The 15,377-nt window shown below is 50.3% G+C and carries 11 protein-coding genes and 1 pseudogene; 1 reads left to right on the top strand and 11 read right to left on the bottom strand.

Annotation, left to right across the window (positions count from 1 at the left end):
• Positions 1 to 32: 32 nt before the first annotated feature.
• The 10 genes and pseudogenes from DB48_RS04505 to pnp all read right to left on the bottom strand — a co-directional run bounded on the left by DB48_RS04505 (position 33) and on the right by pnp (position 12,679).
• Positions 33 to 1,249, bottom strand: a pseudogene (locus DB48_RS04505) (phosphopentomutase).
• An 11-nt stretch (positions 1,250 to 1,260) separates the two neighbouring features.
• The gene (gene deoA, locus DB48_RS04500) at positions 1,261 to 2,592 is read right to left on the bottom strand and encodes a thymidine phosphorylase (RefSeq protein WP_041509113.1); all 1,332 of its coding nucleotides are present in this window, start codon (positions 2,590 to 2,592) and stop codon (positions 1,261 to 1,263) included.
• A 157-nt stretch (positions 2,593 to 2,749) separates the two neighbouring features.
• Positions 2,750 to 3,523 carry a deoxyribose-phosphate aldolase gene (gene deoC, locus DB48_RS04495; protein WP_041509112.1) on the bottom strand — a complete coding sequence of 258 codons (774 nt, stop codon included), beginning with the start codon at positions 3,521 to 3,523 and terminating at the stop codon, positions 2,750 to 2,752.
• Positions 3,524 to 3,974: 451 nt separating this feature from the next.
• Positions 3,975 to 4,808 (bottom strand): nucleoside-specific channel-forming Tsx family protein, encoded by an 834-nt coding sequence (locus tag DB48_RS04490; protein WP_041509164.1) that lies wholly within the window; start codon positions 4,806 to 4,808, stop codon positions 3,975 to 3,977.
• Positions 4,809 to 5,149: 341 nt separating this feature from the next.
• The gene (locus DB48_RS04485) at positions 5,150 to 6,409 is read right to left on the bottom strand and encodes a NupC/NupG family nucleoside CNT transporter (RefSeq protein ID WP_041509111.1); all 1,260 of its coding nucleotides are present in this window, start codon (positions 6,407 to 6,409) and stop codon (positions 5,150 to 5,152) included.
• 177 nt (positions 6,410 to 6,586) lie between these two features.
• Complete coding sequence (locus DB48_RS04480) at positions 6,587 to 7,414, bottom strand: TatD family hydrolase (protein WP_052813652.1); 828 nt, start codon at positions 7,412 to 7,414, stop codon at positions 6,587 to 6,589.
• Positions 7,401 to 7,655: a hypothetical protein gene (locus DB48_RS20360; RefSeq protein ID WP_041509110.1), complete on the bottom strand. Its 255-nt coding sequence runs from the start codon at positions 7,653 to 7,655 to the stop codon at positions 7,401 to 7,403. The genes DB48_RS04480 and DB48_RS20360 overlap by 14 nt, the downstream gene beginning before the upstream one ends.
• A gap of 138 nt (positions 7,656 to 7,793) precedes the next feature.
• Positions 7,794 to 9,374 (bottom strand): peptide chain release factor 3, encoded by a 1,581-nt coding sequence (gene prfC / locus DB48_RS04470; protein ID WP_041509109.1) that lies wholly within the window; start codon positions 9,372 to 9,374, stop codon positions 7,794 to 7,796.
• A gap of 174 nt (positions 9,375 to 9,548) precedes the next feature.
• Positions 9,549 to 10,439 carry a lipoprotein NlpI gene (nlpI, locus tag DB48_RS04465; RefSeq protein WP_041509108.1) on the bottom strand — a complete coding sequence of 297 codons (891 nt, stop codon included), beginning with the start codon at positions 10,437 to 10,439 and terminating at the stop codon, positions 9,549 to 9,551.
• A 137-nt stretch (positions 10,440 to 10,576) separates the two neighbouring features.
• Complete coding sequence (gene pnp, locus DB48_RS04460; RefSeq protein WP_041509107.1) at positions 10,577 to 12,679, bottom strand: polyribonucleotide nucleotidyltransferase; 2,103 nt, start codon at positions 12,677 to 12,679, stop codon at positions 10,577 to 10,579.
• Positions 12,680 to 12,875: 196 nt separating this feature from the next.
• Between pnp and DB48_RS04455 the strand changes: the two genes are divergently transcribed.
• Positions 12,876 to 14,909 (top strand): putative bifunctional diguanylate cyclase/phosphodiesterase, encoded by a 2,034-nt coding sequence (locus DB48_RS04455; protein ID WP_041509106.1) that lies wholly within the window; start codon positions 12,876 to 12,878, stop codon positions 14,907 to 14,909.
• Between the two features lie 120 nt (positions 14,910 to 15,029).
• Here the strand turns inward: DB48_RS04455 and rpsO are convergent, their stop codons facing one another.
• Positions 15,030 to 15,299, bottom strand: coding sequence for a 30S ribosomal protein S15 (gene rpsO / locus DB48_RS04450; RefSeq protein WP_033537407.1), 270 nt, complete (start codon positions 15,297 to 15,299; stop codon positions 15,030 to 15,032).
• Positions 15,300 to 15,377 lie beyond the last annotated feature (78 nt).

Genomic DNA, 15,377 nt, shown 5'->3' with positions numbered 1-15,377 from the left:
TAGCAGGATGACCTTAAGTCATCCTTATTTGCCTAGGCGACGAATGACTCGCCGTACTCCATAGGCTCAAGGCCGAAGTAGCTGGCAATGCTCTGACCGATATCGGCGAAGCTATTGCGACGACCCAGTGAACCAGGTGCTAAACCTGCGCCATAGGCCAATACGGGCACGCGCTCACGGGTATGGTCTGTACCCTGCCAGGTTGGGTCACAACCATGGTCTGCGGTCAGCAGCAGAAGATCGTCTTCACCTAGCAGTGCCAACATCTCTGGCAAGCGGCTGTCGAAATACTCCAGTGCACGGGCATAACCAGCGATGTCACGGCGATGGCCATAGTGAGAGTCGAAATCAACGAAGTTAGTGAAGACTATCGTACGGTCGCCAGCCTGTTTCACCTGCTCAAGCGTAGCATCGAACAGGGCTTCCAAACCTGTGGCCTTCACCTTCTTGGTGATACCGCAGTGAGCATAGATGTCGGCAATCTTACCCACACTCACCACTTCACCGCCGGCTTCTTTCAGCTTGTCCAGCACTGTCTTTGATGGTGGCTCGACCGCGTAGTCTTTGCGGTTACCGGTACGGGCGAAATCGCTTGGGCCTGTGCCAACGAATGGACGGGCGATAACCCGGCCGATGTTGTAAGGCTCAAGCTCTTCACGGGCGATCTGACACAAGGTGTAGAGGTTATCCAAACCAAATGTCTCTTCATGACAGGCGATCTGGAATACAGAGTCGGCCGAGGTATAGAAGATAGGCAGACCAGAACGCATATGCTCTTCACCCAGCTCTTCGAGAATCGCCGTGCCTGAGGCATGGCAGTTACCCAGGAAGCCAGACAAACCAGCGCGATCGAGGATCTTATCTGTCAACTCTTTAGGGAAAGAGTTCTTCAGGTCGCTAAAGTAACCCCACTCGTACAGTACGGGCACGCCCGCCATTTCCCAGTGACCACTCGGCGTATCTTTACCCGAGCTGAGCTCATCGGCATGACCGTAGGCACCGATCACTTCGACATCGTCACCGAAGCCTTCAGCAAAGCTGCCTGTGCTCTCTTTAGCAGCCATTGCCAGGCCGAGTTTGCCAGGTTAGGTAGCTTAAGCGGGCCTTCGCGACCTTCGTTTGCCTTGCCTTCGGCACACGCCTTAGCAATATGACCGAAGGTGTTTGAACCTGTGTCGCCAAAGGCTTCAGCATCTTTTGCTGCACCGACCCCGAAGGAGTCGAGCATCATAATGACAGTTCTTTTCATCTTTTACTCTCCTAGAGATCTGACTGACGAATGTAACGATAGATCTCTGGTGTTTTCTCTGGCGCTTCATCGCCAATGTGAATCGCTTTCTTCACGGCTGCCGCCGCTTCTTCGAAGGCGCTTTCAGATTGCGCATGTACCATGGCAATCGGCTTATCTGAGGTGATCTCATCGCCCAGTGCACAGACCTGGGTCAGACCCACGCTGTAGTCTAGGGCATCACCTGGCTTACGACGTCCACCGCCTAGGGTCACCACCGCAAGACCAAGCTCACGGGTATCCATAGAGGTTGCAAAACCACTACGGTCGGCGTAGACAGGACGAATGATCTGCGACTGTGGCAGATACTTAGCATAGTTTTCGATAAAGTCTGCTGGGCCACCTAGGCCAGAAATCATGCGGCCAAAGATATCGGCAGCCTTACCGTTATCCAGCACACGATTGAGCTTGTCACGCGCCTCGGCTTCGTTAGCGGCCAAGCCACCTAACTGTAGCATCTCGGCACACAGACCCATGGTCACTTCATACAGACGTGGGTTACGGTAGGCACCCGTGAGGAAATCAACCGCTTCCTTCACTTCCACCGCGTTACCCGCACATGAGGCCAGCACCTGGTTCATGTCGGTCAGCAGCGCAGTTGTCTTGGTACCTGCACCATTTGCCACGGCGGTGATACTGCGAGCCAGCTCTTCAGAGGCTTCATAGGTCGGCATAAAGGCACCGCTACCCACCTTAACGTCCATGGCTAATGCATCGAGACCGGCGGCAAGTTTCTTAGAAAGAATAGAAGCTGTAATGAGAGAGATGGATTCGACGGTTGCGGTATTATCGCGAATTGAATAGAAGCGCTTATCGGCGGGGACCAGGTCACCAGTTTGACCTATGATGGCGACACCGGCTTCTTTAACGACTTTTCTGAACAGTTCGCTGTCTGGCTCTGTCTGGTAGCCTGGAATCGCATCAAACTTATCCAGGGTGCCACCGGTATGGCCAAGGCCACGGCCGGAGATCATGGGCACATATCCGCCACAGGCGGCAGCCATGGGGCCAAGCATCAGGCTGATCACATCGCCCACACCGCCCGTGCTGTGCTTGTCGATGATAGGGCCATCTAAGCCAAGGTTTTTCCAGTTAAGAACGGTACCAGAGTCACGCATGGCTGTCGTCAGCGCAATACGTTCATCCATGTTCATGTCTTTGAAATAGACCGCCATACCCAATGCAGCGATTTGGCCTTCAGAAACTGTGTTGTTAGTGATCCCTTGAACGAAAAACTGGATCTCTTGAGTCGACAACACTTCGCCATTACGTTTTTTACGAATAATCTCTTGTGCTAGAAACATGGTACTGCCTCCAAATTTGTCACAAAAATTCGTATTCGAGTGACAAATTCTCTTGTTTAACGCCAAAACCGTAATTTAATTACGAACAATATATACAAGTTTTGGCGTTATCAAATAGATTTAGATCACACTTAACTAATAAAGCTAACCGCGTCGCTTAGTAACCTTGAGGACCCTTAGGCGCTTCGGCCAATCCCAGGGTATGTAACAGGTTGTTTAGCAGGCTAGACGCACCGAAACGGAAGGTACGTGGTGTTGCCCAGCCCTTACCAAGCAGACGCTCGGCGACGCCTAAGAACTCTTCTGCGGCCGCTGCATCACGCACACCGCCGGCTGGCTTAAAACCAACCTTAGGATTCTTCTCGGCGATGACAGTCATCATGATCTCGGCAGCTTCTAAGGTAGCGTTAACTTCCACTTTACCGGTAGAGGTCTTGATAAAGTCGGCGCCGGCGTCGATAGACAGTTCAGAGGCCTTACGGATAAGCGCAGGGTCTTGCAGTACGCCAGACTCGATGATCACCTTCAGCAATACATCGTCACCACAGGCTTCTTTACAGGCCTTAACCAGCTCATAACCTACGGTTTCGTTACCAGCCATCAGGGCACGGTATGGGAATACTACGTCAACCTCATCGGCGCCATAGGCAACGGCGGCACGCGTCTCTAGCACGGCGATCGCGATGTCATCGTTACCATGGGGGAAGTTAGTGACTGTAGCGATTTTGATCTCTTCACAACCCATCTCATTCAGGGTCTTACGAGCGATAGGAATAAAACGAGGATAGATACAGATGGCAGCAGTGTTACCTGCAGGAGTCTTAGCCTTATGACATAACTCAATCACTTTTTGATCGGTATCGTCATCGTTCAGGGTCGTCAGATCCATCAACTCAATGGCTTTCTGTGCTGCTTTTTTTAAATCACTCATATTAGCTCTCCGAAACGTAAATTATTAATTCAGAAATAAGAAATTGACGTATGACAGCACCTAGAGTTGGCATCTTTTGATTATATTTATGGCCGGGCCTTCAGGCGTTGCCGTAAAATTGTTTTATCGGTACGACACAACAAGTTTACTAATTCAGGTATTCAATGCCCTGGTGATAACCAGCGGCGATCCTGACACAAGGGTCACGACTTGAATCCTTGAAGACCGGGAAGGGGGAACTAAGTAATTATACTTTGTAGAGTAGTGTTCCAGCCTTTCCGCGAAAAATCCTTTTTAGCGCGTAAAACTACTAACCTTTATGTAAACAAGCTCTATTCAATATAGTTCATGCTTAGATAAAGATTACTCACTTAGGTTAAACAATGATGACAAACCTGAGCGAGAGATTAGGAGCCGCCGGATAGCGGCTCCCAAACCTACAATTTCTAAATTAGAACTTGTAAGTAGCGGTGAAGTAGTGACCCCAACCAGTGGTTTCTAGGCCAACGATACCAGCGCCATCTTTTAGCAGGTAAACGTCTTTGTAGCCTTTCAGACCATAGCCAAGTGCATACTTGTCAGAGTGCCAGTACAGACCGAAGAAGGCTGCACCACCGTTGTCAGACATAGGAACGAACTCGTTACCCATATCTTCGTCACCACCGAACTGCCAATCAACATAACCTTGGAAAGATAGGAAGCTCTTGTTCTCGAAGAAGTAGAAAGGCTTGAACCAGTTAGCAGAGAACTGGTAACCGTTCCACTCTTTAGCGTTCAGGTCGTAGTGAGCATATAGGTTCATGCCAGTCTTACCTAACCAAGGCACGTTTACGTCAGCACCGATACCCCAGAAAGTCGCGTTTACGTCTTCACCGATAGCTCCGCCACCCCAGTTGAACAGAGTTGAGAAGTAAACTTCTTGAACTGGGCCGAAAGACAGGTCTTTACCAGTGATCGCATCTAGAGAGAAGCGTGGGTTAAACTTCATGAACATTTTGCTAGAGCCAGAGCCAGAAGCTTTGTCGCCAGAGCTTTCGTTGCCCAGGTTGAACACGTCAACATAACCGTATAGATCAACGATACCCTTACGGCCACCGAATTCCATCTCTAGGTAGTTGTGTCCGCTCTCACCAGCACTTGGTAGCTCGTCTACAGAGTACATAGCGTTGAACTGCATCCACTTGTAGTCGGTAGCGTATAGATCTGAACGATCTGCTGCGAAAGCGCTGGTAGACATTGCTGCTACGGTAGTAGCGGCTAAAGCTAAAGTTTTAACGTTTTTCATCATCAACCCCATTATTTTATGGTTTTACTGCTCTTTACGAGTCAGCGTTTCTTTCTTTGTTGGCGCCGCATTTTACTCAAATTGTATTAAATCACAATATAATTAATGTAAAAATGCGAACACAATATTCTAACACTAAAACAAACTTCTGATTTATCACTGATATTGGCGTCTAATCACCTAACAGGCTGAAGTTTGTTTACACACAGCTACCCATCAACAGCAGTGATAAATAGCCATCTTGTTACTAATACGTTGAAAAATGGTTGAGTTAACGCTGACTCTGCCCTGCTGGGCAGAGTCGTCGTTCAGGGGCATCCCCCCAAGGAATTTCCTGAGACTTATAACGCTAGGAACAGACCCGCTAGCGTTGCACTCATTAGGTTAGCTAGAGAACCAGCTACTACCGCACGGATACCAAGCTTAGCTAGGTCGTGACGACGGGTAGGAGCCATTGCACCTAGACCACCCAGTAGAATCGCGATAGAAGACAAGTTCGCGAAACCACACAGAGCGAATGAAATGATTGCCTTAGTTCTGTCAGACATTACAGCGTTAGTCGCTTCAACCAGCAGACCACCATCAGCAACATCTTTCAGGTATGGAGCGAAGTTCAGGTAAGCAACGAATTCGTTAACAACGATCTTCTGACCGATGAAAGAACCTGCGATAAGGGCTTCGTTCCAAGGCACACCGATTAGGAATGCTAGAGGCATGAAGATGTAACCAAGGATCAGCTCAAGCGTGATACCTTCAGCGCCGAACAGGCCAGTTACACCACCGATAATACCGTTGATCATCGCAATCAGACCAACGAAGGCTAGTAGCATAGCACCAACGTTTAGGGCTAGGTGCATACCAGATGAAGCACCGGCAGCCGCAGCGTCAAGTACGTTAGCTGGCTTGTCAGGATCTTCTGGCAGCTCATCCATTTCATTAACAGTTTTCTCTGTTTCAGGATGCATTAGCTTAGCCATCAATAGACCACCTGGTGCAGCCATGAATGATGCAGCAACTAGGTACTCAATAGGTACACCCATCTGCGCGTAACCAGCCAATACTGAACCAGCGATAGAGGCTAGACCACCCACCATGATAGCGAACAGCTCAGATTGAGTCATAGTCGCGATAAATGGACGAACAACCAGTGGTGCTTCAGTTTGACCAACGAAGATGTTAGCAGTAGCTGACATAGACTCAGTACGGCTAGTACCCAGTGCTTTCTGCAGGCCACCACCGATGATACGGATGATCCACTGCATGATGCCTAGGTAGTACAGTACCGCGATCAGCGATGAGAAGAAGACGATTACAGGCAGTACGTTGATGGCGAAGATGAAACCAACTTTGAAGTTAGCCAAATCGCCGAACAAGAAGCCAATACCGTTTTGTGCGTAACCGATAACGCTAGATACGCCATCTGAAACACTTTTTAGAATGTCTTTACCGATAGGTACGTACAATACGAAACCAGCAAAGAATGCCTGAATCGCAAGTGCACCAAATACGGTACGCATGTTGATAGCTTTTCTGTTGTTAGAAAGCAAAAAACCTATCGCGAGTAGGACGACCACCCCTACTAAACTCATTAAAATATCCATTAACCATCACCCTATTGTTAATACTTTTTAATTATGTTGTTAACCAACCTTTTTCACCGACAGATTATACCCGACCGGATGGTTAAAATCGTCGTTTTGATCAAGTTTTTGAAGTTTTATTTCAAGGTGTTACAAAAAAAACTTGGTGCGATTTACATCTGTTTTTTCAAAAATAAACTAGAGGTCAAAGAGTTGCAGCGTATTTCGAAACACTTGTTCTGATACCAGAACGTTAGATTTTTTTTGCAAATTTGCGATTTTCTCAATTAGCAAATGCAAAATTAAGCCAGATCCGCCGGTTTTATCGGCAAATTGCGACTTTTTCAGCTGGTAAACCAGGGCCAAATCAGTCTCGATCACCAGATGTTCTAACGGTAACTTGACAAGCGTTTCTTGCAATTTTTTCGCCTTTTCCTCCAGCAACAGATGACCAATTCCTAGGTAACACCCCGCATCCACATAGCGCTGAGCCAACTGCATCGAGCCATAAAAGCCATGTATCACACCTCCTCTTGCCAAAGGGTAGCGTTTGAGTAACGCCAGCACCTCGTTGTGGGCCTTGACGCTATGCAGAATCACCGGCAATTCGTGTTGCTGGGCCAACTGCAATTGCGCCTCGAAACAGGGAAGCTGAGCCTCCCAGGAAGCTTTATGTAAGGCATCTAACCCACACTCACCGATGGCAACCAGCTTGGGGTCGTCGCCTCGCTCCTCAAGAAGTTTAGACAAGTTTTCAATATCTTGCTGCCAATCTTCAGTGCAATACCAGGGATGTATCCCGAGTCCATAATGAAAGCCATGGCGCGCCGCGATCGCCTGAAGCTTAGGCCATTGACTGGCACTGACTCCTGGGATCACCGCATCTCGAAGGCCCGCGGCCCTGAGCCTGAGGACTAGCTGCTCACGCTCTGCGTCGAATTCGTCAAAATCCAGATGCACATGGCTGTCTATAACCGCAAGCCTGCTATCGAATGCCTTGCTATCCTGGGAATCAGCGGCGCGCATCTTCAACTCTCGCCTTGGCACCTTGTGGTGCTTGCTGAGGTATTTCTGCCTGGTGAGCGGTTAATGCTGGCTCATTCAACTCATGCTCATTCAACTCATGCTCATTTAATTCAGGCTCACTTAATTCAGAGCCTCTCAATTCAGGATCACTTAATTTGGGCGCGCAGCAGCGCTGATTCTCCGGCGTTAGGCCCATACGATCACACCAGGCGATGTAGGCGCGCCACCATTTCACTATCATCTTGGCTCCTCAATTCTATGGCTCTTCACTTCTCTGGCCCCACTTCAATGGCTCCTACTTCAATCGCTTAGTTTCACTATACTGAAGGGCTCAAAAAATGTGCATAAAAAAAGCAGCCTAGGCTGCTTTTTCAATCGATTAGTTCTCGCGAGTCTTGGCGAACTCTATGTCGGGATAACGTTCTATCGACAGATTGAGGTTCACCATGGTCGGCGCCACATAGGTGAGGTTGTCGCCGCCATCAAGCGCCAGGTTGTTGCTGCACTTGCGCTTAAACTCTTCAAGCTTCTTGGCATCTTCGCAGTAGACCCAGCGCGCCGTCGCCACGCTGATCGCCTCGTAGATAGCCTCGACCTTGTATTCGCTCTTAAGACGCTGCACAACCACTTCAAACTGCAGCACACCCACGGCGCCCACGATGAGATCGTTGGAGTCCAGCGGACGGAACACCTGCACCGCACCTTCTTCAGACAGCTGTACCAGACCTTTGAGCAGCTGTTTCTGCTTCAGCGGGTCCTTGAGCCTGATACGGCGAAACATCTCGGGTGCGAAGTTTGGTACACCGGTAAAGCGAAGCTTCTCACCTTGAGTAAAGGTATCGCCGATACGTATGGTGCCATGGTTATGCAAGCCGATAATATCGCCAGGATAAGCCGCCTCGGCACGGTTACGATCGCCGGCCATAAAAGTTAGGGCGTCACTGACGTTCACATCTTTACCGATACGCACATGGTGCATCTTCATGCCTTGCTCATAACGACCTGAGCAGATACGCATGAAGGCGACACGGTCCCTGTGCTTAGGATCCATGTTCGCCTGGATCTTAAACACGAAGCCGCTGAACTTAGGCTCGTCGGGCTCGACATTACGCAGATCCGATTCACGGGCCTGGGGACGCGGCGCCCACTCGACTATGCCATCGAGAATATGGTCGACACCAAAGTTACCCAATGCGGTACCAAAGAACACAGGGGTCAGCTCGCCCTTGAGGAAGGCGTCTAGATCGAATTCATGGGAGGCGCCCAGCACCAGCTCCATCTCGTCACGCAGATCCTGTGCATAGCTGCCAATCGCCTCATCCAGCTCGGGATTATCCAGCCCCTTGATGATACGCGAGTCTTGGATGGTGTGACCCATACCGTTTTGATACAGGATCACCTCATCGCGGAGCAGATGATAGACACCCTTGAACTCTTTACCGGCGCCGATAGGCCAGGTAATTGGGGCACAGGCGATATTAAGTACGTTCTCTACCTCGTCCATCAGCTCGATAGGATCACGAATGTCACGATCAAGTTTGTTCATGAAGGTCACGATCGGCGTATCACGTAGACGGGTAACTTCCATCAACTTGATGGTGCGCTGCTCAACACCCTTAGCCGAGTCGATCACCATGAGGCAGGAGTCAACCGCTGTCAGCGTACGATAGGTATCTTCCGAGAAGTCTTCGTGACCCGGAGTATCCAGCAGGTTTACCAGCGCCTCACGGTAGGGAAACTGCATCACAGAGGTGGTAATAGAGATACCACGATCCTTCTCCATCTCCATCCAGTCAGACTTGGCATGTTGTCCCGACTTCTTGCCCTTTACCGTGCCCGCCTTCTGCAGCGCCTGTCCGAACAACAAGACCTTCTCGGTGATAGTGGTTTTACCCGCATCCGGGTGCGAGATGATGGCGAAAGTACGACGCTTGTCGACTTCAACTGTATAGCCTGACATGATTACCTGCGAATTTGATGGAGTGTTAAAAGCGGGCAATTATAGCGCCAAGCTTATCCTATGGCTAGTTTGGCGACCCGGAACTGGGCGCTTGTGTGGCGCCGACAGATAAAAACGAAAAGGCCCGCCAATGGGGCGAGCCTCAACAAACGATAATATAACTTACGTTCGGCATTAAGGCTGAGCGATGAGTTCATCTATCTTGGCTAGCTCGACCCTGGCATACCTATGTTCGACGAAATCATAGATGTTGGTCGCCAAGGCCAGGCGGAAGTAATTGGCGGCATCGCTATAGTTGCCCTGCCTCTCGGCTATCTTAGCGATATAGAAATAGGCCTCGCACAGGCGCTCGGCATACTCATTGGGGTGACTCAGCCCCTGCTTAGCCACCTCAAAGACCTGCTCACGACTCACCTTGCCAAGATAAAAATCCACTAATGTGGTAGACCATTGCGAGTCGTCCAGCTTAGCTCTATTCTCGGCTAAATGCTGCTTAGCCTGCTCGGCGCCCAGTTTCGACTCTGTGATATAGAGCCAGAGGGCGCGGTAACCGTCCTGCTCGTTGGCCCGATAGAAAGATTGCATGTCGGCCACGGCCAGCTCGTCTCGCTGACCATAATAGAGGGCGATGCCGCGATTGAGATAGGCATAGTCATAATCGGGGGAGAGCTCGAGCACGGCATCGAAAGCCTCATAGGCACTCTCATATTCCCCTTCCTGGGTGTAATAGATGCCGATAAAGTTATAGGCATCGGCCAGATTAGGCTGCAATTTCAACGACTGGTGAAAATCGATGCGACTCAGGATGCGTAGACCGACACTGTCGTAGATCACCCCACGGTCATAATGAAAACGCGCACGCTGCTCTGGGGTCAGTTCAGCCGAGGCCAGGATATCGTTTAATCTGGCTAAGGTAACCTCGAGCTTATAGTCAGGCATCACGGGAGCCACCATCAGCTTACCCTGCTCTGCCGTCGCCGCCGATTGAGTCGATACACATCCTGTCAGTAACAAACTTAGGCCGGTCATCACAGCCAAAGAGACCGAGCGTAATTTATGAGTCATCCATTTAACCTTTTCAGCGCTGCAATAGCCTCAATCATAGCAATACCAAATTGTGACGGCTATCTTCTATGAGAAAAAACCAATAAAAAAGGAGACCTAATGGTCTCCTTTCAAATTTCACTCGTTTTCGCTATCGATTATTCGCTTGCCGCTTCTTCTTTTGGCTGAGCTTCTTTCATCGACAGACGTACGCGGCCTTGGCGATCGACTTCCATCACCTTAACCTTCACTTCCTGACCCACTTCTAGGTAATCAGAGACGTTGGCTACACGCTCCTCGGCAATTTGCGAGATATGCACCAGACCGTCTTTACCCGGTAGGATAGTCACGAAGGCGCCGAAATCGACGATACGAACAACCTTACCGTTGTAGACACTACCCACTTCAACCTCGGCAGTGATCTCCTGGATACGACGGATAGCTTCCTTGGTCGCTTCGCCGTTGGCAGAAGCAATCTTCACGGTACCGTCATCTTCCAGCTCGATGGTGGTGCCAGTCTCTTCGGTCAATGCACGGATAGTCGCGCCACCTTTACCGATCACGTCACGGATCTTCTCTGGGTTGATCTTCAGAGTAGTGATACGTGGAGCGTGATCAGAAATATCAGCACGGTGGCCAGAAATAGCCTGGTCCATGACGTTCAAGATATGTACACGAGCACCATAGGCTTGTTGCAGTGCGATCTGCATGATCTCTTTGGTGATACCTTCGATCTTGATATCCATCTGCAGCGCAGTCACACCGTCACGGGTACCGGCCACTTTGAAGTCCATGTCACCCAGGTGGTCTTCGTCACCCAGAATGTCAGACAGTACGACGAAGTCGTCGCCTTCTTTCACTAGACCCATGGCGATACCAGCAACCGACGTCTTGATCGGTACACCTGCGTCCATCAGTGCCAGTGAAGTACCACAAACTGACGCCATAGAGCTTGAACCGTTAGATTCGGTGATCTCAGATACCACACGGATGCTGTATGGGAACTCTTCTGCAGATGGCATTACCGCGTTGATACCACGCCATGCCAGCTTACCGTGACCAATTTCACGACGCTTAGGCGAACCAACCATACCGGTTTCACCCACAGAGTATGGAGGGAAGTTGTAGTGCAGCATAAAGCGGCTGGTCTGCTCGCCCATGATGCTGTCGATCTTCTGTGCGTCACGCTCGGTACCTAGGGTACAGGTAACCAGCGCCTGAGTCTCACCACGGGTGAACAGTGCACTACCGTGAGTACGTGGCAGTACACCCGCCATGACGTTCAGGGCACGGATCATATCTGGTTCACGACCGTCGATACGTGGGTTGCCTGCGATGATGCGGCTACGAACCACCTTCTTCTCCAGACTACCTAGTAGGCCTTCGATTTCACGTACATCTGCATCTGGGTTTTCTGCCAGCAATGCTTCGATGGCTGCAGTCTTCACTACACCCACTTGAGCGTAACGATCTTGCTTAACTTGAATTTGGTAAGCTTCGGTTAGACCCGCTTCAGCCAATTCTTTGATCTTGGCAACCAGCTCTTCATTTTGTACTGGTGCGGTCCAGTCCCATTCAGGCTTGTTAACTTCTGCTTTAAGCTCTTTAATCGCCTGGATAACGACTTGTTGCTGCTCATGACCGTAAACCACGGCACCAAGCATCACTTCTTCTGGCAGTGCATCGGCTTCAGACTCAACCATAAGTACTGCATTTTCAGTACCGGCCACAGAAAGTTCTAGCTGGCTGTCTGCAAGCTGAGAAACCGTTGGGTTGAGGATATATTCGCCATCGACATAACCCACGCGAGCAGAACCCAGTGGACCGTTGAATGGGATGCCTGAAATAGACAGTGCCGCAGAAGTACCTATCATAGAGATCACTTCAGGGCTGATTTCTGGGTCAACAGAAACCACAGTGATGATCACCTGAACTTCGTTCTTAAAACCATTAGGGAATAGAGGACGAATAGGACGGTCAATCAGACGCGCAGTGAGGGTCTCGCCTTCAGATGGACGGCCTTCGCGCTTGAAGAATCCACCAGGGATTTTACCCGCAGCGTAAGTTTTTTCCTGGTAATTAACGGTTAACGGGAAAAAGTCACGACCTGGCTCTTCAGCTTTCTTGCCTACAACAGTAACCAATACCGTTGTATCGCCCATACTTGCCAAAACAGCTGCGTCTGCTTGACGTGCAATAACCCCAGTCTCTAGCGTGACTGTGTGCTGACCATATTCAAAACTCTTTACGATTGGATTCACGTGAACCTTTCCTTAATTTAATAACCTTAATTTCGCGGCTAAGTATACTGCAAGTCTAATCAATAGATAAAGAGCACATGTAGATGACAAAGCTGAATCTTTTCTCTAAAGTGGTTAGATAAAGATAAATTTCTGTCTATCGCTGCTTTTTCTGAAATTTAGAATGTGATTGGTCACTGGTAACAAGGGGTGGCAAATGAGCGCTCGGTTTAAATCCTTAACATGGAAACAAACGACTCTGGTCGTTTTTTCAGCGTTATTTTTTGCCGTTGCCATCTTTATTGTCGAGGTTGCCCTGGTCGGGGTCTCGGCCCGCCAACAGCTCATGGTCGCCCAGGAAGAGCTCCTCAACTCTATCGAGCAGCCCGCCGCCAATGCCGTCTGGGCCTTAGACGACAACCTGGCCACTCAGACCCTCGAAGGGGTGCTTAAGGTCGAACATGTGGGCGAGGCGGTGATCGAACTCGATGACGGCAGCATGTTTGTCTCCATGAACAACCCCTTCACCGACAACCCACTGGTGCGTAAGCTCAGTGAAAAACTGTTTGGCGACCTGAAACAAATCAGCCGCACCCTCTACCGTCCCTCCTTCTTCGAAGGTACGGAGAAACAACAGATCATCGGCACCCTGACCATCTTCTATAACACCCAGGAGCTGACCGACTCCCTGTTTTCCCAGTTACGTTTCAGCTTCCTGGCCACCCTGGCCCGGGCACTCTTGGTCACCATGGCGCTGTCCATCATCTTCCACCGCTTCCTGACCAAACCTATCGCCCAGATCAGCGAGGCGATAGATAAGATAGACCCAGAGCTACCGGACGAGAATCTGCTGCCCATGTCTCCTGCCCATCAGGACGACGAATTGGGCCTGGTGACATCGAAATTTAATCAAATCTTAATTCAATTTGGCCAGACCCAGAGCAAACTGCGCCGCATGGCCACCCGCGATCCCCTCACCGGCCTGCCCAACCGCACCCTGCTATTGGAAACCATCGCCGTATCGATTCAGCGCGCCAGGGTGCATAAGCATCAATTTACCATGCTGTTTATCGATCTCGACCGTTTCAAGAACGTCAACGACTCCCTGGGGCATGCGCTAGGGGATCAATTCCTCGCCCGTATCGCAAGGGTGCTGGAGCGTGTCGTCGGCGATCGCGGCACAGTGGCCCGCCTGGGCGGCGATGAATTTGTCATCTTGGCCGAAGATGCCAGAACGCCGGATCAAGCGGCGGATTTTGTCGACAAGCTACTGATGCAACTCAACGTGCCGCTGCAGCTTAACGAACACACCATACACCCGGCGGCGTCCGTGGGGATCTCCATCTATCCCGATGATGGCCTGAGCGCCGAAGATCTGATCCGCCATGCAGACATCGCCATGTACAGCGCCAAGGCGGCAGGCTCCAATCAATGGGCCTTCTTCAAGCAGCAGATGACTGAGCGTGCCGCCGTGCGCCTCAGAACCGAGGCCTCCCTGCATGACGCATTGAAGAACAACGAATTTCTGCTGCACTTTCAGCCCAAGTTTAATATTAAGACGGGTAAGGTGATCGCCTGTGAGGCGCTGATACGCTGGAAGAAAGATGGTCGGCTCATCAGCCCTATGTCTTTCATCCCCGTGGCCGAGGAGACAGGCATCATCATCCCGCTCGGGCGCTGGGTTATTGAAGAGGCCTGCCGCACCCTGAAGCATTGGCGTAAACGCTATAACTACGCCATCCCCATCGCGGTCAACGTCGCCTCACAGCAGTTTGCCGATGCCAGCCTGGTGCCGGATATCAAGCAACTGGCACTGCGCTACCAGATAGATCCCAACCTGCTTGAGATAGAGATCACCGAGACCTCGCTGATGAATGATATCGAGCTCGCCATCCATAAACTGGAACAGCTCAAGGGCGCCGGATTTGGTATCGCGGTCGATGACTTCGGCACCGGCTACTCCTCGCTCTCTTACCTGCGTCACCTGCCGATCACCACCATGAAGATCGACCGTTGCTTCGTGACGGACCTCCCCAATGAGAGCGCCATCGCCTCGACCATCTTGATGCTCGGCAAACAGTTAAACCTGCATATCGTGGCTGAAGGCATTGAGAATGAGCAGCAGCTGAACTGGCTCAAGCAGATGGACTGCCAGATAGGTCAGGGCTTCTATTACAGTCAGCCGCTGGATATTAGCGAGTTTGAGGAACGCTATATCGCCCCCAACAACGCCAGCATCAGCCAGATTTAATCGCCGCTTTAATGTCACCAAAGCGATTAGCCAGTGCGATTAACTAAAGCCATCACCGAAAATCAGGCATAAAAAAAGGAGGCTAAGCCTCCTTTTTTCACTACAGTACTAATCGATAGATTAGCGACGTAGACCTAACTTCTTGATAAGCTCTTGATAGCGCTCGTTTTCAGTGCGCTTCAGGTAAGCTAGAAGCTTACGACGAGAGTTAACCATGCGAAGCAAACCACGACGTGAGTGATGATCATGGATGTGCTCTTTGAAGTGACCTTGTAGGTGGTTGATCTGTGCAGTTAGCAGGGCAACCTGAACTTCAGTAGAACCTGAATCATTTTCACCACGGCCGAAATCAGCCAGGATTTGTGCTTTTACTTCTTTACTTAGTGACATTTTTTTCTCCAAAAATAGATAGAAACTTCAGCCGATCACTAACTCAGCCAAAGAGAGCGCGCTATAGTACCGATTTTA

The organism is Shewanella sp. cp20 (genome assembly GCF_000832025.1).
In the GTDB taxonomy this organism is placed as follows: domain Bacteria; phylum Pseudomonadota; class Gammaproteobacteria; order Enterobacterales; family Shewanellaceae; genus Shewanella.
This window is presented reverse-complemented; position numbering and strand designations above follow the sequence as displayed.